The following is a 17,239-nucleotide window of genomic DNA, read 5'->3' as shown; positions in this document are numbered from 1 at the left end:
TTCGCTCCTCCCGGATATCAAACCTCGGCGAAACGTTTGAGCTGCATTTCCTGCAGACGACTAAGGGTGCGACGAAACGGAAACTCCAGATAGCCCTCGGTGTACAACGCCTCCATCGGCACCTGCGCCTCGAGGTACAGCGGCACCTTGCGGTCGTAGCATTCGTCCACCAGGGCGATGAACCGCCGCACGCCATCGTCATGCATCGACAACTGCGGCAACTCGCGATCCCCCGCCGCCACCCTTTCGACGCCGTCTTCAGTGCCGCGGGCAATGCGCCCTTCGCGTTTTTGCGCGCTGAGGTTCGGCACGTCGCTCAACAGAATAGCGCTGAAAGTGTCGCACAGGGCCATGAAGTCCATGGCGGCAAAGGGCTGCTCGCAGAGCTCGGTGTAACGGCACCAGAGCACGGTTTGACTGGCCTGCATAACATTGACCGAACGGTAGCCGATCTTGACCGGATCGCTGGACAGCGACTGGCCGACGGTCAAGGCTTTGAACACCTCGCTCAGCGCGCCGGGCTGACCCGGTACGTTCACCCAGTAACGCTGCAGACCGGCGCCAGGATGCAAGCGATGATCTTCCCCGCCATCCACCGCTATCACCTGCATGTGTTGTTTGATTGCAGCAATAGCCGGCACGAACCGGTCACGATTGAAGCCATCTGCATACAGCTGATCCGGCGGTTGATTGGAGGTGCAGACCACCACCACGCCCTGCTCGAACATCACCTGAAACAAACGCCCGAGAATGATCGCGTCACCGATGTCGTTGACGAACAGTTCATCGAAACACAGCACCCGCACTTCCTGGCTCAGCTCGCGGGCCAGCGCTTTCAATGGGTCGGCGGTGCCGGTCAATTGAAAGGAGCGCTGATGCACCCAGCCCATGAAATGATGAAAGTGCTGACGTCGGGCCGGGACGCGCAGGTTTTGGTAGAACTGATCCATCAACCAGGTCTTGCCCCGCCCGACCGGCCCCCAGAGGTACACACCGGTAATGGACGCGCGGTCTTCATGCAAGGCTTCATGGCATTTTTGCAACGCCCACACGGCATGTTCCTGAGCTTCGTCCTGGACGAAGCCCTTCTGTTCGATGGCGTGTTGCCAGGCGCTTAAGGGAGAGTCGACATTCATGCGCGGCAGTATAGGTAAAACGCAATCCATGTGGGAGCGGGCTTGCTCGCGAAGGCGTCGGGTCAGCCACATCAATGCTGAATGAACACCGCTTTCGCGAGCAAGCCCGCTCCCACAGGTTTCGCGCCGGGTTACAGCGAGATGTCCAGTCGGGCAATCTTGCCCTGCTCATTGAGGCGGAACATGTAGCGCAGTTCCAGCGGGCTGCCAGGGAACGTTCCGGAGATCAGATTGTGCACCAGCACTTTGCCGGTGCGCAGTTGAACGTCGAGCACCTCGACCCGGGGCTGATAACGTTGTGCGGTGTCTTGCATCCATTGGGCGATGGCTTGTGTGCCGACCTGATGCTGCCCCTCATCGAACACGTTGGCATCCTCAGCGAAAAAACTGGCAACCTTCGACGTGTCGCGAGCATTGGCAGCGGCAATGTAGGCGGCGATGGCGGGGGCCAGTGAAGAGGCTGGATTGGACATGTTTACGGCTCCTTGTGAGTTGATTCTGGAGCCATGCTAAAACAAGCCTGTGTCAATTCTTGTCAGGAGTGAAACGCCCTGCTTCGTCGAGTTGCATCTGCTTGCGCCAGGTGCGCAACAGGTCGCTGCGCCGCCCCGGATAGCGCTCACCCTGCTCGCTGGCGGCTGAGATCCGGTCGGTGCGAAAGGTGCGATAGGCACTGCGCAACTCACACCAGGCGACGATGATCCGCACCTCGTTGAGAAAACCCAGAGCCAGTGGCCAGATCAGCCGCTGACTCGGCACCTGATTGGCGTCCGCGTAGTCGATGTGCAGCTTGGCCTGATCGCGGATGGCTTGGCGAAACACGTTCAAAGGCACGGCATTTTGCGGATAGCCATAACCCGGCGGACCCGGCAGCACCGTCGGATTGCGCAAGGCCTCCTGGGCGGAGGGGTCGAGTACCGCGGCGATTTTTGCCAGGGCATCGGCCGCGGCTTTGCCCAACACCTCATCGCCACGCTGATCCACGTAACGCAAGCCAAGCACGATGGCTTCGGTCTCATCGGCATTGAGCATCAAGGGCGGCAGAAACAGACCGCTGCGCAATACGTAGCCGATCCCCGCCTCGCCAAAAATCGGTGCGCCGAGCGCGGTCAGTTCCGCGATATCGCGGTACAGCGTGCGCTCGGAAATCTCCAGTTCGCTGGCCAATGTCGCCGCCGTCACCGGACGACTTTTGCCCCGCAGCACTTGTAACAAAGTCAGTAAACGGCTGGTTCGCGACACGGTCGGCAGGCTCTTTCCTGAAAAGTCGTCGGAGCTTAGCAGAGGCTGTTGTCAGAAACTGGCAGGAGCGATTGGTCGGTCTGAAAAGCTTCGCGGGCAAGCCTCGCTCCTACAGGTACAGCGATTGCCGCGTGATTTGGGCACGACACAAAACCTGTAGGAGCGAGGCTTGCCCGCGAAGGCGCCATACCAGACACCACAAAAACTACCGATCGACCTTATGCCTGGCCGCATACAAACACAGCATCTCCATGGCCAATGTCGCCGCTGCCAGTGAGGTAATGTCCGCGCTGTCGTAGGCCGGCGCCACTTCCACCACGTCCATCCCCACCAGGTTGATCCCGCGCAAACCGCCGAGAATCTCCAGCGCCTGCACCGTGCTCAAACCGCCGCACACCGGCGTTCCGGTGCCCGGCGCAAAGGCCGGGTCGAGGCAGTCGATGTCGAAGGTCAGGTACACCGGATGATCACCGACCCGGGCACGAATCGCCTCGACGATCGCTTCGCACCCTTGCCGATGCACCTGCCGCGCATCCAGTACCTGAAAGCCCTGATGATCGTCATTGGTGGTACGCAATCCGATCTGCACCGAGCGCGACGGATCCACCCACCCTTCTTTGGCCGCATGCCAGAACATCGTGCCGTGATCGACGCGCTTGCCCTCCTCATCCGGCCAGGTGTCGCTGTGGGCGTCGAAGTGAATCAATGACAACGGGCCATGCTGACGGGCATGGGCCTTGAGCAGCGGATAACTGATGAAGTGATCGCCGCCAAACGTCAGCATCGCGCAACCACCGCTCAGGATGTGCTCGGCGTGGGCTTCGATGCTATCCGGCACCGACTGCGGCGTGCCGTAGTCGAAGGCGCAATCGCCGTAGTCGATCACCGCCAAGTGATCGAACGGGTCAAACGTCCACGGCCAATGGCGTGCCCAGGCGATCCCGGTGGACGCCGCCCGAATGCCGCGCGGTCCGAAACGCGCGCCGGGACGATTGCTGGTGGCAGTGTCGAACGGCACGCCGCTGACCACCACGTCGACGCCACGCAAGTCGCGGCTGTAGCGGCGGCGCATGAAACTGGTGATGCCGGCGTAGGTGCTTTCGGCGGCAGTCCCGTAAAGACTGTCGCGGGTCATGGCCTGATCGTTCTGTGCAGGGACGTCCATGGTGTATTCCTTGTTATTGGCTTATTGGCGGCTACGGAAAGTGGTCCACAAGCGGGTGCGCTGACGCATGTCCTTGAGGCTCATGCTGCGGTCGGCGTACAGCCGCTCACGTACTTCGCTCTGCGGGTAGATGTCGGGATCGCTGCGCACCGCCTCATCCACCAAAGGCGTCGCCGCCCGATTGGCCGTGGCGAAGAACAACGTATTGGTCAGCGCGGCGACAGATTCGGGACGCAACATGAACTCGATGAAGGCCCGGGCGGCTTCGGGGTGCGGCGCGTCCTTGGGAATCGCCAGGTTGTCCTGCCACACCAGCGTGCCCTCCCGCGGAATGCGGTAGGCCACTTCGAACGGCTTGTTGGCCTTGCGCGCCTGATCGGCGGCCATGCTCGCGTCACCGTTGTAGGTCAATGCCAGGCAGACGCTACCATTGGCCAGATCGTTGATCTGCCGCCCGGTGGCGACGTACAGCACCGACGGCTGTAACTGACGCAATAGTGCATCGGCGGCTGTCAGATCAGCCTTGTCGGTGCTGTAGGGATCTTTACCCAGATAGTGCAGCGCCAGGCCGATCACCTCTTGGGGCGAGTCGAGAATCGCGATGCCGCAATCTTTCAACTTGCTGGCGTATTCGGGTTTGAACAACAGGTCCAGGCTGTTGAGCGGTACGTTGGGCAAGCGCTGCTGCACTGCTTCGACATTCATTCCCAACCCGAGCGTGCCCCAGGTATAAGGCACGCCATAACGATTGCCGGGGTCGACCGCCGCCAGTTTTTCCAGCATGTCCGGATCGAGGTTGGCGTAACCCTTGAGGCCATCGTGAGGAATTTCCCTCAGCGCACCCGCCGCCAGCCCACGGGCCAGAACGCTGGACGACGGTACCACCACGTCGTAGCCACTGCCGCCGGTGAGCAGCTTGGTTTCCAGCACTTGCGGTGTATCGAACGTGTCGTAGCGCACGTGGATGCCGGTTTCCTTTTCGAACCGCCGCAAGGCGTCGGGCGCGACGTAATCGGCCCAACTGTAGAGATTGAGGACTTTTTCCTCGGCCTGGGCCGGCACGGCCATGGCGAGGAACAGTGCGGGTAAACACAGCTTGAAGAGCGGAGCCATGACGAACACCTGACCGGAGGAAGTGACTGCAGGATGCGTCGTCAGTTACATTGGAAAAATACCAAGTTAATTATCCTGACTTTATTGCGGAGTAATGTTTGATGCTCGGTCAACTTCATGACCTCGACCTGCAGCTGCTGCGCCTGTTCGTCAGCGTGGTGGAATGCGGTGGTTTCAGCGCGGCTCAGGGGGAGCTGGGGCTGAGCCAGTCAAGCATCAGCCAGCAGATGGCCAGGCTCGAAACCCGGCTCGGCTATCGCCTGTGCAGTCGCGGCAAGGGCGGGTTCAAAATCACCCCCAAGGGCGAACAGCTGCTCCTTGCCATTCGTGCCTTGTTCGAATCGATTGAAGCGTTCCGTCATCAATCCAACGGCGTGGCGGGACGCTTGATCGGCGAAGTGCGCCTGGGCTTGTCCGAAGCACTTGATCAATCGGTGCTGCAACGGGTTGCCGAGGCGATCCGGCGCTTTCGCGAACGGGACGAGTCGGTGCGTATCGAGTTGATCAGCGCCATGCCCGGCGAAATGGAGCGGCTGTTGCTGCAACAACGGCTGGACCTGGCGATCGGCTATTTCTCGCTGGCGCAAAGCGCTTTTGACTACCGCGAACTGTTCACTGAAACCCAGCACCTGTATTGCGCCCCGGGGCATCCGTTGTTCACCGATGAGGCGCCTGACGATCAGGCGCTTCAGGCCTGCGACCGGGTCGATCACCCTTACCGCTTCCTGCGCAGCGACGAGCCGTTTCAGGGAAAAATGTGTTCGGCCCGTTCCGAGCAGGTCGAAGGCACCCTCGCCTTTATTCTTTCCGGCAAGCACGTTGGCTACCTGCCCGATCACTTCGCCCGCAGTTGGGAAGACAAAGGGTTGCTGCGCGCCGTGCGCCAGGGCGACATGAGTTTTGAGGTGGCGTTCCATCTGGCCCGCCATCGCGCGCAGGTGCCGGGGGATGCGCAAAAAGCCTTTGAAGAGGATTTGCTTGCGGCGTTTGCTTGAAGAGCAATTGGCTTGCCCCGTAGGAGCGAGGCTTGCCCGCGAAGAACGATGACGCGTAATACCTGAAAAACCGCGGCGTATTCTTCGCGGGCAAGCCTCGCTCCTACAGTATTTTCATTGCGGAGCTGCCGAAAGGCTGCGATCTTTTGACCTTGCCTGGTTCACCGGCGTGGAGAGTGAACCCGTTTCACCTGCGGCTGTCGCACAGGTAGACCGTGCGTAATACTCAAGAGCCGAGCCACGAGCGGCTCGGCCTTTTTCTTTACGAGAACCTGTCCATGCGCAGATTGTTTGCCCTGTCTCTGTCCCTCCTGTTGCTCTCCCTGAGCGCCTGCGCCCTGTTCCCCCAACACGACCCGCTGAACATCAATGTGGTCGGTATCGAGCCACTGCCAAGCCAGGAACTGGAAGTGCGTTTCGCGGTAAAACTGCGCGTGCAGAACCCCAATGAAACGGCGATCGACTACAACGGCGTGGCCCTGGATCTGGAGGTGAACGGTCAATCCCTCGCCTCTGGTGTCAGCGACCAGTCGGGCTCGATTCCGCGGTTTTCCGAAGCGGTGATCGTGGTGCCGGTGAGCGTTTCGGCCTTCTCGGTGCTGCGTCAGACCCTCGGGCTGGGTCAGACGCAGACACTGAACAATCTGCCTTACGTGCTTCGGGGCAAACTGGCTGGTGGCGTGTTCGGCACGATGCGTTTCCTTGATCGCGGCAAACTCCGCCTGCCGGAGCCGACCACCGGCACGTGGTAACGCTCACGGTTCGGCCCACGGCTTAACCGGATCGATCACCTGGGTCACACAATGTTTGATGCCTTCTACGTGCCAATTGGCCCACAGCCGACTTTTGCCGGTGCTGTCTTCATCCGGCTCTATCGCCAGCCAGTTTCGAGCGGCGATCAGGTAACGTCCCCGTGCACCAATGGGCAACATGGTTCCGGTGATGCCGTAGTCGATCTGTTCCTGGTGCTTGCCAATGGACTCCAGAAACTGCACTGCCAGCACCGGCGGTGCAGGATGCACGACCCCGGTCGAAATCAATTGGTAGATCAATCCCGAACCATCATTGCGATGCCGGGACAACGTCGATTCGATCACGCAGGCCCCTGCCACATGAACATCACCGGACACCAGCGTGACCTTGCATGACTCGGCATGGGCGAAATCCAGCAGACGCATGATCAGCCGCTTGCGTTCGTCCCGGTGGGGCAGGCTTCGCCAATGGTCGCGCAAATCGTCCTCAAGCTCCTGTTGCCCCGAGATCAGGTCCAGTGCCTTTTCCGCCGCCTGCAAATCAAGGTAACCCACGGGAATACTCGACATCAGCAGCAAGTGCTTATGCCCCTTGGCCTTGCCCAGCCAGGCATAAATCGCATCCCAACTGACGGGCGAAATGATCCGGGTTTGCCGAGCCGGCGCAGTCGTCAAATCCGGCGCACGTTCGCTGCGCAAGTCGGGAACCAGCAATGCCAATTCGCCCAGGCCGGTAAACCCCAGGTGAAAGCCGTCAGCGGTATCGGGAATCGCACAAGGGTGGGTATCAGCGGACGGTTTGAGGTGCGGATGAGTCTGGATCAGTTGCTGTTGGAAAATCCTGAAATAGCGTTTGGCCGTGGCAAACAGCCCCTGGAACACCGGGCTTGAATGCAGAATCTCATCGTAGGAACCCCAGCCATCGATGATGTCATGGTCGTCCCACATCATTACCGTCGGAACGGCGCTGAGCAGCTTCGCGACCTCAGGCTGTTTCCAGCGCTCCAGGTAGAGTCTGGCGAAGAACTTGTCCAGATCGGCTTCGATCACTTTGCTGTAGACCGCCTTTTTGCGCTCGGCGAAGGGTTTGGCAAACCATGTTTTCATCGACGACAGATTGCTGCGCATGTCATCGCTGTAAACCTGATCGCCCCCCATCAACAACAGGTGATAGGGCTTGCTTTGATGAGCCCCCCACATGTGCTCCCAGCGCTCATGGTTCCTGTCCACCTTCTCCATGTCCTTGGGGTTCGAAAAGCCGTTGCACGACACATAGGCTATGCGCGGCGACTGGCCCTCGGCCGGAACGACGAAGTTGGCCTGCGCACCCTCTATCTTGATCGTGTAAGTGCTGGCAACAGCCTGGTCTTGCAGCGCTTTGAAATCGATGCGCCAGACGCGGTACTGAGGACTGAGCAACGGGATATCGGCGATGGCCAACGGTTTGCCGGCAGTGACACCGCCGGGGACTTTTACGCTGGGTGATGATTCACCCAAAGGTAAAACCACTAGGGCAGACACGTTATAGACATTACTGTTGATGCCACGAAATTGCAGAATCGGGCCGAGTAACAAACTCATGGACAGTCCATCCGTTGACAGGGGTGTGAACGCCTAGAGACTAGACGACAATCGACGCTGCGCATCGCGCACCACCCGTCCCTACAAGGAGGTCACCCACGATGCACGCCGCTCCAACGCTCTACACCGAACGACTGATCTTGCGCCCGCTGGAACTGGCCGATGCCGAGGCTTCAACTGCGCTGAAGATCCACTGTGGGAGCGGGCTTGCTCGCGAAGGCGGTGTGTCAGGCAATATTAATGTCGACTGACACGCCCTCTTCGCGAACAAGTCGAATCGTCGCACCGCCGCTCCCACATTAAGTTATACGTTGAACCGCACGCCCGGTTTGGCCCGCTCATCCACCGTCAATTCAAATACGTCCGGGCGCGCGTAGTGCCCGACCACGTCGTAGTCGTAACGGGCGCGGATCAGGTCCTCGGTGTCGATTTCGGCAGTCAGCAAACCCGCTTCGTCACGCAGCGGCCCGGCGAGAATGTCGCCCATGGGCCCGACAATCACGCTGCCGCCGGCAATCAACGGGCGCTCCGCCGGCCAGTTGGCGATGTCCACGCCCAAGACTTGCGGCGAGGCCTGGACCTGACAGGCGCTGACGACAAAGCAGCGTCCTTCATGGGCGATGTGGCGCATGCTCACCTGCCACATTTCCCGCTCGTCCACGGTCGGCGCACACCAGACCTCCACGCCTTTGGCGTACATCGCGGTGCGCAGCAGCGGCATCATGTTTTCCCAGCACACCACGGCGCCGATTCGCCCGACCTGGCTGTCGATCACCGGCAAGGTCGAGCCATCGCCCTTGCCCCAGATCAGCCGTTCGGTACCGGTGGGCATCAGTTTGCGATGCTTGGCGACCAGTCCGGCCTGCGGGTCGAAATACAACGCGGTGCAATATAACGTGCTACCCGCGCGCTCGATCACGCCGATCACCAGATTGGCCCCGGTGCGTGAGGCCAATCCGGCCAAGGCTTCAGTTTCGGCACCGGGCACGTCTATGGCGTTGTCGAAATACTGCGCAAACGCTTCACGACCTTCCGGCAGTCGATAGCCGAGCTGCGTACCGAAGCCTTCGCCTTTGGGGTACCCGCCGAGCAACGCCTCCGGCATGACCACCAGCGCGGCACCGGATTCGATAATGGCGGTTTCCCAGGAGAGGATTTGATCGAGGGTTTCAGCCTTGCCGCCGGGCAAGGCGCCGATTTGCAGCGCAGCAACGATGGACTTGGGCATCGCGATGACTCCGAGTAATGAGGTGTTGCTCATTGTCCGGCGCCACAGGATCATGAACAAAGCCCGACTCACTGCTGAATGATATGAACCAAATGAATATCGCCACCGTCGATCTCAATCTGCTCAAAGTCTTCGAAGCCCTGCATGAGGAATCCAGCGCCAGCCGTGCCGCACTACGTCTGGGCGTGACGCAATCGGCGGTCAGCGCGGCGTTGCGCCGATTGCGCGAGGTGTATGGCGATCAGCTGTTCGTGCGTACCGGCCGAGGTCTTGCGCCGACACTCAAGGCCAATCAGTTGAAACCGGTAGTCAGCGATGCGCTGAACAAATGCCGCCAGAGTCTGGCGATGGTCGATCCGGCGGCGAATCACTACGACGGACGTTCGGTGACGGTGGGTTTGTCAGATGATTTCGAAATCGCCTACGGGCGACGATTGATTGAAGAGATCGCGGACCGCGCGCCGAAACTGCGGCTGATCTTTCGCCAGACCCACAGCCAGATCGTCGCCCAGGCCTTGATGGAGCGCAGCATCGATCTGGCGATCACGGCAGGCGGGTTTGCCGAGCGTTTGCTCAGTCGTCAGGTGCTGGGTGAAGGGGATTATCTGTGCCTGGTGGACCCTCTCAGTCTGGCCGAGGGACAAGAGACTCTCAGCCTTGAGGCGTTCGTCGCCCGCGAACACATTCTGGTGTCATCGGGCGGTTTTATCGGGATTACCGATGAAGGCTTGGCGGCGTTGGGACTGAGTCGGCGGGTATGCGCGTCAACCACGCACTTTGCCGCGTTGCCGCATCTGCTCAAGGGCAGTCAGGCGGTTGCGACTATTCCAGCCCATGCGGCTCGAAGTATCGCCGCGCTTAGCGGACTGGCGCTACTGCCCTGCCCTTTGACGCTACCGCGCTATCCGATCGAGCTGGGCTGGCGAACCAGTACGCAGCTCGATCCGGTGGTGTTGAAAGTGCGCGAGGCGATTATCGCGACCTTTTCCCAACAGGGGAATGGTGTCTGGAAGCTTATTTAGCCGCCATCAGGCGATTGACTTCACTGCGCACCATGTTGGCGAATTCCGGGGGCGACATGCCGTCGAGTTCGGCGCGGACCCACTCGGCCCATTTGCCTTTGCGCTTGGCACGCTCACCGAACAACCGTGCGGCTTCGCCCTTGGATTTACCCAGGTTGTTTTGCCAGAGTTCGAACAGACGGGATTTTTCATCTTCAAGCGCCGCGCGCTCGGCAAGGGGTTTGTCGGCCAGATTGAAGCTCATGGAAGATTACCTGCTGCGTAAAATAGGCGACATCTTACACTGTAGGAGGAAATGTCCTGCCCTGGATTTTTCTTCGGGGTGGAGTCGCCACGCAAAAAGACTGCAACTTTTGCCATAGCGCCAGACTCCATTGTTCACTGCCCGTTTATCTGCAAGGAGTACTCTAATGGCCCGCAAAATCATCGATCAAGTCGCCGATGATCAAATCAAGGATCAGGTCTTCAGCGAACTTCAGGCCCTGATCGAAGAGTCGGAAAAACTGCTGAAAAGCAGTGCTTCACTGGTCGGTGAAGAAGCGGACACCCTTCGAGGGCAAATCGCCCAGAAGCTCCAGCAGGCCCGGGGTTCAGTTTCCAGTATGCGTGACCGGACCAGGCCTGCGGTCGAAGCCAGTGAAATCTACATCGGCGGTCATCCCTGGCAAACCGTGGCCATCTCCGCCGGATTCGGTTTGGTGGTGGGGCTGTTGTTGGGTCGTCGTTAAGCCAAGCGCAACCTATGTGGGAGCGGGCTTGCTCGCGAAAGCGGTGTGTCAGGCAACATCAATGTTGACTGTGCCGCCGCCTTCGCGAGCAAGCCCGCTCCCACAGGTTCCGTTTTCAGGGTTCAGAGCCCGGCCAGTTCCCGCAGATCTGCCAGCGTCTGAGGATCAAGCGCAATGCCTTCGACCCTGGCTTTGGCGCGCTGCCCGTGACGTCGATCACCCGGTAACCGCTTGAGCCCCACACCGTGCATCTGCCGGACCAGTTCCTGGCTGCGCTCGGCAAAATTCTGCCCCGCCGATTTGCTCGGATCGATCACAATCAGCAGTTGACCGGTCCAGGGTGTTTTCGCCCCCGGATGGTTCGACCAGTCGAACTCGAAAGAAAAGTTGCCCCCCGTCAACGCCGCCGCCAACAGCTCCACCATCATCGACAGCGCCGAGCCCTTGTGTCCGCCAAACGGCAGCAAGGCGCCGCCTTCAAGGATTGCTTTTGGATCATGGGTCGGCTGGCCGAGGCTGTCCACCCCCATGCCTGGCGGCAAGCGCTCGCCTTTGCGGGCAGCGATCTGTACATCGCCATGGGCGATGGCGCTGGTCGCCAGGTCGAAGACGATCGGAGCACCGTTGGCCCGAGGGGCGGCGAAGGCAATCGGGTTGGTCCCGAACAACGGACGATCGGCACCGTGCGGCACCACGCAGGTCATGCTGTTGACCACACTCAGCGCCACCAGCCCTTCATCGGCAAACGGCTCGACGTCTGGCCACAAGGCAGCGAAATGGTGGGAATTACGAATGGCCAGCACCGCAATACCGGCACTGCGGGCTTTTTCGACCAGCAATGGCCGCGCCGCCGCGAGGGCCGGTTGGGCGAAACCATTCGCGGCGTCAACCCGGACAAAGCCCGAAGCCACGTCCTCGACCACCGGCACAGCCTGACCATTGACCCAACCACTTTGTAACGTCGATACATAACCGGGAATGCGGAATACACCGTGGCTGTGAGCCCCGTCGCGCTCGGCACCGGCGCAGTTGAGGGCCAGGGTTTTGGCGACATCGGCCGAGGTGCCGTGGCGCAGGAAGATCTGCTCGAGCAACGCCGTCAGCGCTTCGAAGGACAGGTTTTGCGAGATAGCAGTAGACACAGGATCGTGTAGCGCAGACATCTGAAGCTCCAGAATAATTATTGGAGGGGGCAACAGCGTACGAAAACCAACCGATTAACAACGGGCGACGAGCAGCCTGTCAACCTTTCGCTTGAACCGGAGCATCTGATCAGAACCGATTGAGCCGAAAAGACGCTTTGGCGCATGTTTGCACAAACATCGGGCGGCCATGTGGTAACTATCTACCACCTTCGACTCCCCCGCGACTTTTAGTCTTGAGCCTCAACCCACAGGCGCATTCAGCAGCGCCCTGAACGAGACTCGACGATGCCCACACCTCCCGCTCCGCTGTTTTTCCCCCAAGCCCTGCACTCGCCCGGCCACTGGAATGATCTGGGTAAAACCCATGGGCTGACGCGCAAGGATTTCGAATGGTTCAGTCATCTGGAACTGGCCAGCCAAACGTTACGCAATCAACAGACCCCGCCCATGTCTGCCGAAAAAATCCTGCTCAATGCGCAAGACTTGGCCTCCATCCCCTTGGCCGGCAGCTTCGTGTTGAGCCTCACTCCGGATGACAACGGTGAGATTCTCTATACCCCGTACGCCGGCATAAAGAAGTTCCACAGCCGCGCAGCCTTGATCGAACAGCTTGAACGTCAGCTGAAGAGCGCGACCGAGGACGATGACCTGCTGGCTTTCATGTCGTTGTCTGCGCGTAAAACATTAGCGGCTGCGGCCAACATTCAGGTGAGCTTTCAGGCCATCGAGGGCGACATATTCGAAGACCAGCGCACCGTCATCGCCAATAACCAGCGAATGAACGAGCAGGCCATGCTGGACGAGTTGTTCAAGCTGCCAACGCTCAGCTCGCTGCTCACTACGCTGCTTGATGAGTTGCTGCAGTCGCCATTCCCGGGCCTTGATCAAAGCCAGACCCGACTCAACTTCTACTCCATTGCACCGGCCCATGACGACAACCAGGAAAGTGCCCCGCCCCGGCGCTGGATCAACTCCATGTCCCTGAGTGACGCGGTACTGTCGTACTACCGCCATCAGCGATGGCCGATCGGGCAGTCTCATGAATTTTCCCATCCGGAAAAAAAGCCGACGAGCACCGACCAACTCCAATGGGAAACCGCGGTAAAGACCGCTTCCAGCAAACTGATCAGCCTGCTTTCCGGGAAACTGCAGCGCTACTGGGACGATGCGGCGGCTGACGGGGCATCCCGCCGCGTTTTTTTCAGCCGGGCCATCTGTGAAAAGGCGCGCGCAGAGTTCCTGATCAAGCGCGAGGCCGAGATCATCAGCCCTGAACAAAGCCAAGCCTTGCACTCGTTGATTCAGCCGACGGCGAGTACGTCCTCGGCACTCAGCCTCGAGACGGTGCGTCTTTGGGAACACGCATCCAACTATGTCGAACTGGCGGGCGCACTGATGATCAGTCACGCCAATTCCAAGGCCTTTCTTTACACCCCCACGCAAGGACTCCAGGTGCTGAAGGACTATCAGGACCTCAAAGATACCTTGCTGAGCAAATTCAGCGCGGTCGGTCACGAAGATGAGCTCTACGGCCTGCTGAGCCTGGAGGAGCGTAACCGGTTCATCGGTTTCAATCAGCCTCAGGTCTCCGGCGAGGTGATTTCAGGCTCGATATTCAAAACGCTGTTTGAGGCGATCATCACCAAGCAACGGCAAAACATGGAATACGTTCTGCAGGTTTTCCGTCACAGCGACGGTACCGTGGACGTCCATGCCTTATTCGACAAGGCACTGGATATCCGCGCCATGATCAGCGATCAATTACTGACGCTGGATGTTCAAGGACGCTGGAGTACCCGGCCGGTGTTATCTGGCAACCAGCTGCCCTCCATGGTCTTGGCGGATAGGGCCGCGGCGTTCGTAAAAACCTTCAGCGATGTCGAATCGCTGATCAGCGCGGAATTCGCCTCCCAGCCGATCGCCTCTGGGGCCCTGCAGCGCATTTACCTGGAGAATCTGAAACCGCGCCTGGCCCACGCGCTTTCCGTGGGTGTACGGGGAGAAGCCAGCCTTCGAGTGCTCAACGCCATGCTGCGGGACGCCGACCGGGCCATTGTCGATACGGTGTTCAACCCGGATCAACCGGATCGAGAAACGCGCCTTGCCCTCAATGGTTTCAGGCCTGACGCTTATTCACTGCTCCTTGAGTGCTCCGGGCAGAAGGATCTGCTGCCCTTGGCCAATTGCGTACTGTTGACCGAACGTGGCGGGCTCGATGTTCAACACTCCGGCCGGGCAATTCTGTGGACGCCTGCGACCGGACTGGAAGTCTTCGCGACGGTCAGTAGCGCAACGACGGAATTGAACCGGCGCCTGCTCGACGCCAACAAACGCCTGGAACTGCTGGAGAACCTCCCCCCTGCCCAGCGCATATTCCACCAGCGCTATACGCTCAACTCGTTGCGACTGATTGAGGGCAACGTCCTGCGGCGCCTTGCGCAATCCTCCATTGACCACTTCCTGGCCCGTTGCGAACACCTGCGCAGCCTGAAGCTGGACGCTGCACAGCAGATCAAAGCGCTTAACGAAATGACGCAACGGGTCATCGACACCAACTTGCAAAGAGCCAGGTTGATCTCGCAGGCCATCACCCGACAACAGTCCCTGCCTGCATGGCTTGGCATGGCCCCTGTCGAAGAACAGCAGTTACACATTGAACTGCTGGAGCAATACCACAACAGCGTCACCGACGATAAAGACTACCTGCACGGGGTCCAGCCCCTGAAGTCCTATGTGCATGACCGATTGGTGTCACTGCTCGGCAGCCGATTCACAGGAACGCGACTGGACCCCGACCACATCAAAATCACGCCCAACCTGGCCCTGGCCGGGCCGGCGCGTAGCCTGACCGAGTTTGCCCTGAACCCTGTCAACGCAGCTCAAGGCATCGGCTTCAAGATTGCCTCGACAACCTCGACGGCCCTTCCCGATCGCCTGGATCAGAACGCCGTGCGCCAGCTTGTGCAGTCACTGAATATCCACAGCGATTATGCAACGCGGGTGACGGATGCATTGACTCAAGCCGGCACCGATGCCGACAGACGAAAGCAGCGTTTTATTCAGCAACTACCGTGGCAACTGTTGCAACACGCTCATGCACTGAAACTGCAGCAACATCTCAGTGCCAGCGCCTTCGATTTGATCTGGCAGGTTCTCGACATGCCGGACGCCATTGCCCGCGCGGCTGTAACAGGTGCCCACGCCATCGTCAGGCCGCTGGAACTGATCAAGACGGCAGGTGCCACGGCCGTTAAAACTCTGGGTCTGTACCTGATCGGCCCCGGTGCCGGACATCAAGGGCCGCAAATCCTGTATGCGCCCTACCACACAGGCTCCGTGTTCACCGAATTCGAGAACGAAGCCAGCGTTATATCTGCGATCAATGTGCCAGGAGCACTGCAGAATCTGATCATTCGTCGGCTTCCCGAGGGTGAGCAAACCTTGTTCGGCAATCTGCTCAAGTCCACCGTAGGACAACAAAGCGAAATCACTCTCGCGTCCACCCCCATTAACGGCAACCTGCTTGCACAACTGTTCAGCGATAATGTCGGCCTTCTATCAAAAATGCTGGGCAGCCAGTCAGAGATCACCGGCCAGGCCGACTGGGAAACCGCCAAAAACCTCTTCAGCGCCGGCATCAAACTGATTTCGGGCCTGTTGCCGGGCAAACTCGCCTATGGGCAGTTACTGTGGCAAAGCTACAAGGACTTCAAGAACTCCGCCGAAGCGCTACAGGATCATCACTGGAAACAGGCATTGCAGGCGTTTATTGCCGGCACCGCGCAAATGGTGACGTTGGGCAAATTGTCGCTGGAAGCTTCAGCGCCCCCTGCGCAAGCAACCTCCACCGCGCCTGTTGCCAAACCGGTGGCCGCCTTGCCATGGTTGAAAGTGAAGCCGACGGCCCTGATGCGCACAGTGTTGCAGCCTTTCGAGGCCTCGAACGTTGCATTAAAGGATCTTAGGAAGAGCAGCACCAATGGAACTTACCTGGATTCGATCAGCAATCGTACGTACGCCCCCGTCGAGGGAAAGGTTTACCCCGTGGTCAAAACCGGGCCGGTCTGGCGAATGATCAAAGACCGACAGCAGGGTCCCGCGTTGCTGGCGGCTTCCGGCCAGCAGCTAGTGATCGATCCGGACATCCATACGGTCCATTACGGCAAAGCCCTGTCGAAAATGCACAATCAATATGTTGCTGATCGCACGGCTCGGGACATTCTGAATATCGAAGCGCGGGGAATGGAAGACATTCGGATAAAACACCCGGAAAAAGCACGCATGATCGTGCAGGCCATAGACATGGCTCGCTATTACACGTTTAACAGTCTGCATAATCTGGCGCAGCTCAGACATCTGAATCCGGGGACGCGGCTGGATACCTTTCTTAAAACCTTTTTTGATGCTGACCACCTCGACGCCAGCCTGCTGGACAAAATCAAAAAGGTCATCGTTCCCATTTGCACAGCGCTGGTGAACCCACACGAGGACTTGATGAACTCCGAACGTTTTGTGGTCGGTTCAAACAAATACGAGACCAGTACGATCGCTTTTGTTGTGCATGACGATGCACAGAAGCATGTGCATTTCACGGAGCTGTTTTTTGACCCGCAACTTGATTGGTACAAGTCCTGTTTGACTGAACCTTTCGACGTCGACGACCATGCCCGGGCCGCTACCCTGATTCATGAGTTCTCCCATATTTTTTCAAACACCGTAGATATTGCAACGCTTGAGGCAAGGCGTCCGTTCACCGATCTGATCGCCACCGTCATCGGTTTCGGCACGGAAACCAAACAGACTCAGCAGGACTTCCAGCGAGAGGCACTGTCCCTGGAGACCCCGAGGGAAGAACTGTTTGCCCGTTGGAACGAAACATTGCAGTCATGGATCAGTCTGGACTCGATTGAGGGGTTGGAGCATGTGGGTAAGGACATCCTCAAAACGACGAGCTGCAAAACGATGGATGAGGCCCGCAACGCCTTCCTGAATCCACGGAAGGTGGACCTGCGAGCCGACATCATTTTGCGCAACGCCGACTCGATCGCTCACTTGATCTGTGAAATGGGTCGACAACTGGATCCGGTGCCAGCCCCGCCCACTGTCTGACGTCCGGCGTAGCAGCTGTCGAG

14 protein-coding genes and 1 pseudogene are annotated in these 17,239 nt (G+C 59.1%); 6 read left to right on the top strand and 9 right to left on the bottom strand.

Translation table 11 applies throughout. The annotated features are described in order from the left end of the window. Positions 1–17: 17 nt before the first annotated feature. The 5 genes from zapE to KW837_RS05140 form a co-directional block, all read right to left on the bottom strand. Positions 18–1,136, bottom strand: a complete 1,119-nt coding sequence (zapE, locus tag KW837_RS05160) for a cell division protein ZapE (protein WP_218394756.1) — start codon at positions 1,134–1,136, stop codon at positions 18–20. Positions 1,137–1,267: 131 nt separating this feature from the next. Beyond that, the gene (locus KW837_RS05155; protein WP_218394755.1) at positions 1,268–1,609 is read right to left on the bottom strand and encodes a nuclear transport factor 2 family protein; all 342 of its coding nucleotides are present in this window, start codon (positions 1,607–1,609) and stop codon (positions 1,268–1,270) included. A gap of 52 nt (positions 1,610–1,661) precedes the next feature. Beyond that, entirely contained in the window at positions 1,662–2,378 is a 717-nt protein-coding gene (locus tag KW837_RS05150; protein ID WP_218394754.1) for a YafY family protein, read from the bottom strand. Between the two features lie 205 nt (positions 2,379–2,583). Then, entirely contained in the window at positions 2,584–3,543 is a 960-nt protein-coding gene (gene speB, locus KW837_RS05145; protein ID WP_218394753.1) for an agmatinase, read from the bottom strand. A 21-nt stretch (positions 3,544–3,564) separates the two neighbouring features. After that, positions 3,565–4,656 carry a polyamine ABC transporter substrate-binding protein gene (locus KW837_RS05140; protein WP_218394752.1) on the bottom strand — a complete coding sequence of 364 codons (1,092 nt, stop codon included), beginning with the start codon at positions 4,654–4,656 and terminating at the stop codon, positions 3,565–3,567. Positions 4,657–4,757: 101 nt separating this feature from the next. On the opposite strand from KW837_RS05140, the gene KW837_RS05135 reads away from it, so the two are divergent. Continuing rightward, on the top strand, positions 4,758–5,651 hold the full coding sequence (locus KW837_RS05135) for a LysR family transcriptional regulator (protein ID WP_218394751.1): 894 nt from the start codon (positions 4,758–4,760) through the stop codon (positions 5,649–5,651). A 278-nt stretch (positions 5,652–5,929) separates the two neighbouring features. After that, the gene (locus KW837_RS05130) at positions 5,930–6,403 is read left to right on the top strand and encodes an LEA type 2 family protein (protein ID WP_008069225.1); all 474 of its coding nucleotides are present in this window, start codon (positions 5,930–5,932) and stop codon (positions 6,401–6,403) included. A gap of 3 nt (positions 6,404–6,406) precedes the next feature. On the opposite strand, the gene KW837_RS05125 is transcribed toward KW837_RS05130, so the two are convergent. Continuing rightward, on the bottom strand, positions 6,407–7,984 hold the full coding sequence (locus KW837_RS05125) for an alkaline phosphatase D family protein (protein ID WP_218394750.1): 1,578 nt from the start codon (positions 7,982–7,984) through the stop codon (positions 6,407–6,409). 101 nt (positions 7,985–8,085) lie between these two features. Between KW837_RS05125 and KW837_RS05120 the strand changes: the two are divergent. Next, a pseudogene (locus KW837_RS05120) lies at positions 8,086–8,157 on the top strand (GNAT family N-acetyltransferase); the annotation flags it as partial. A 131-nt stretch (positions 8,158–8,288) separates the two neighbouring features. On the opposite strand, the gene KW837_RS05115 reads toward KW837_RS05120, so the two are convergent. Beyond that, a complete protein-coding gene (locus KW837_RS05115) occupies positions 8,289–9,212 on the bottom strand; it encodes a carbon-nitrogen hydrolase family protein (RefSeq protein ID WP_218395156.1) in 924 nt (307 codons plus the stop codon). A gap of 83 nt (positions 9,213–9,295) precedes the next feature. Here KW837_RS05115 and KW837_RS05110 point away from each other — a divergent pair, with 83 nt between their 5' ends. Beyond that, positions 9,296–10,234 carry a LysR family transcriptional regulator gene (locus KW837_RS05110; RefSeq protein WP_218394749.1) on the top strand — a complete coding sequence of 313 codons (939 nt, stop codon included), beginning with the start codon at positions 9,296–9,298 and terminating at the stop codon, positions 10,232–10,234. On the opposite strand, the gene KW837_RS05105 is transcribed toward KW837_RS05110, so the two are convergent. Then, entirely contained in the window at positions 10,227–10,478 is a 252-nt protein-coding gene (locus KW837_RS05105) for a hypothetical protein (RefSeq protein WP_007897387.1), read from the bottom strand. The genes KW837_RS05110 and KW837_RS05105 overlap by 8 nt on opposite strands. Positions 10,479–10,644: 166 nt before the next feature. Between KW837_RS05105 and KW837_RS05100 the strand changes: the two genes are divergently transcribed. Then, entirely contained in the window at positions 10,645–10,962 is a 318-nt protein-coding gene (locus KW837_RS05100; RefSeq protein ID WP_123496796.1) for a YqjD family protein, read from the top strand. 122 nt (positions 10,963–11,084) lie between these two features. On the opposite strand, the gene KW837_RS05095 is transcribed toward KW837_RS05100, so the two are convergent. Continuing rightward, on the bottom strand, positions 11,085–12,125 hold the full coding sequence (locus KW837_RS05095; RefSeq protein WP_218394748.1) for an Ldh family oxidoreductase: 1,041 nt from the start codon (positions 12,123–12,125) through the stop codon (positions 11,085–11,087). Positions 12,126–12,392: 267 nt separating this feature from the next. Here KW837_RS05095 and KW837_RS05090 point away from each other — a divergent pair, with 267 nt between their 5' ends. After that, positions 12,393–17,216 carry a dermonecrotic toxin domain-containing protein gene (locus KW837_RS05090; protein WP_218394747.1) on the top strand — a complete coding sequence of 1,608 codons (4,824 nt, stop codon included), beginning with the start codon at positions 12,393–12,395 and terminating at the stop codon, positions 17,214–17,216. Positions 17,217–17,239: the final 23 nt, after the last annotated feature.

Origin of the sequence: Pseudomonas sp. PDM24 (assembly GCF_019218905.1) — a bacterium.
Lineage (GTDB): Bacteria > Pseudomonadota > Gammaproteobacteria > Pseudomonadales > Pseudomonadaceae > Aquipseudomonas.
This window is presented reverse-complemented; position numbering and strand designations above follow the sequence as displayed.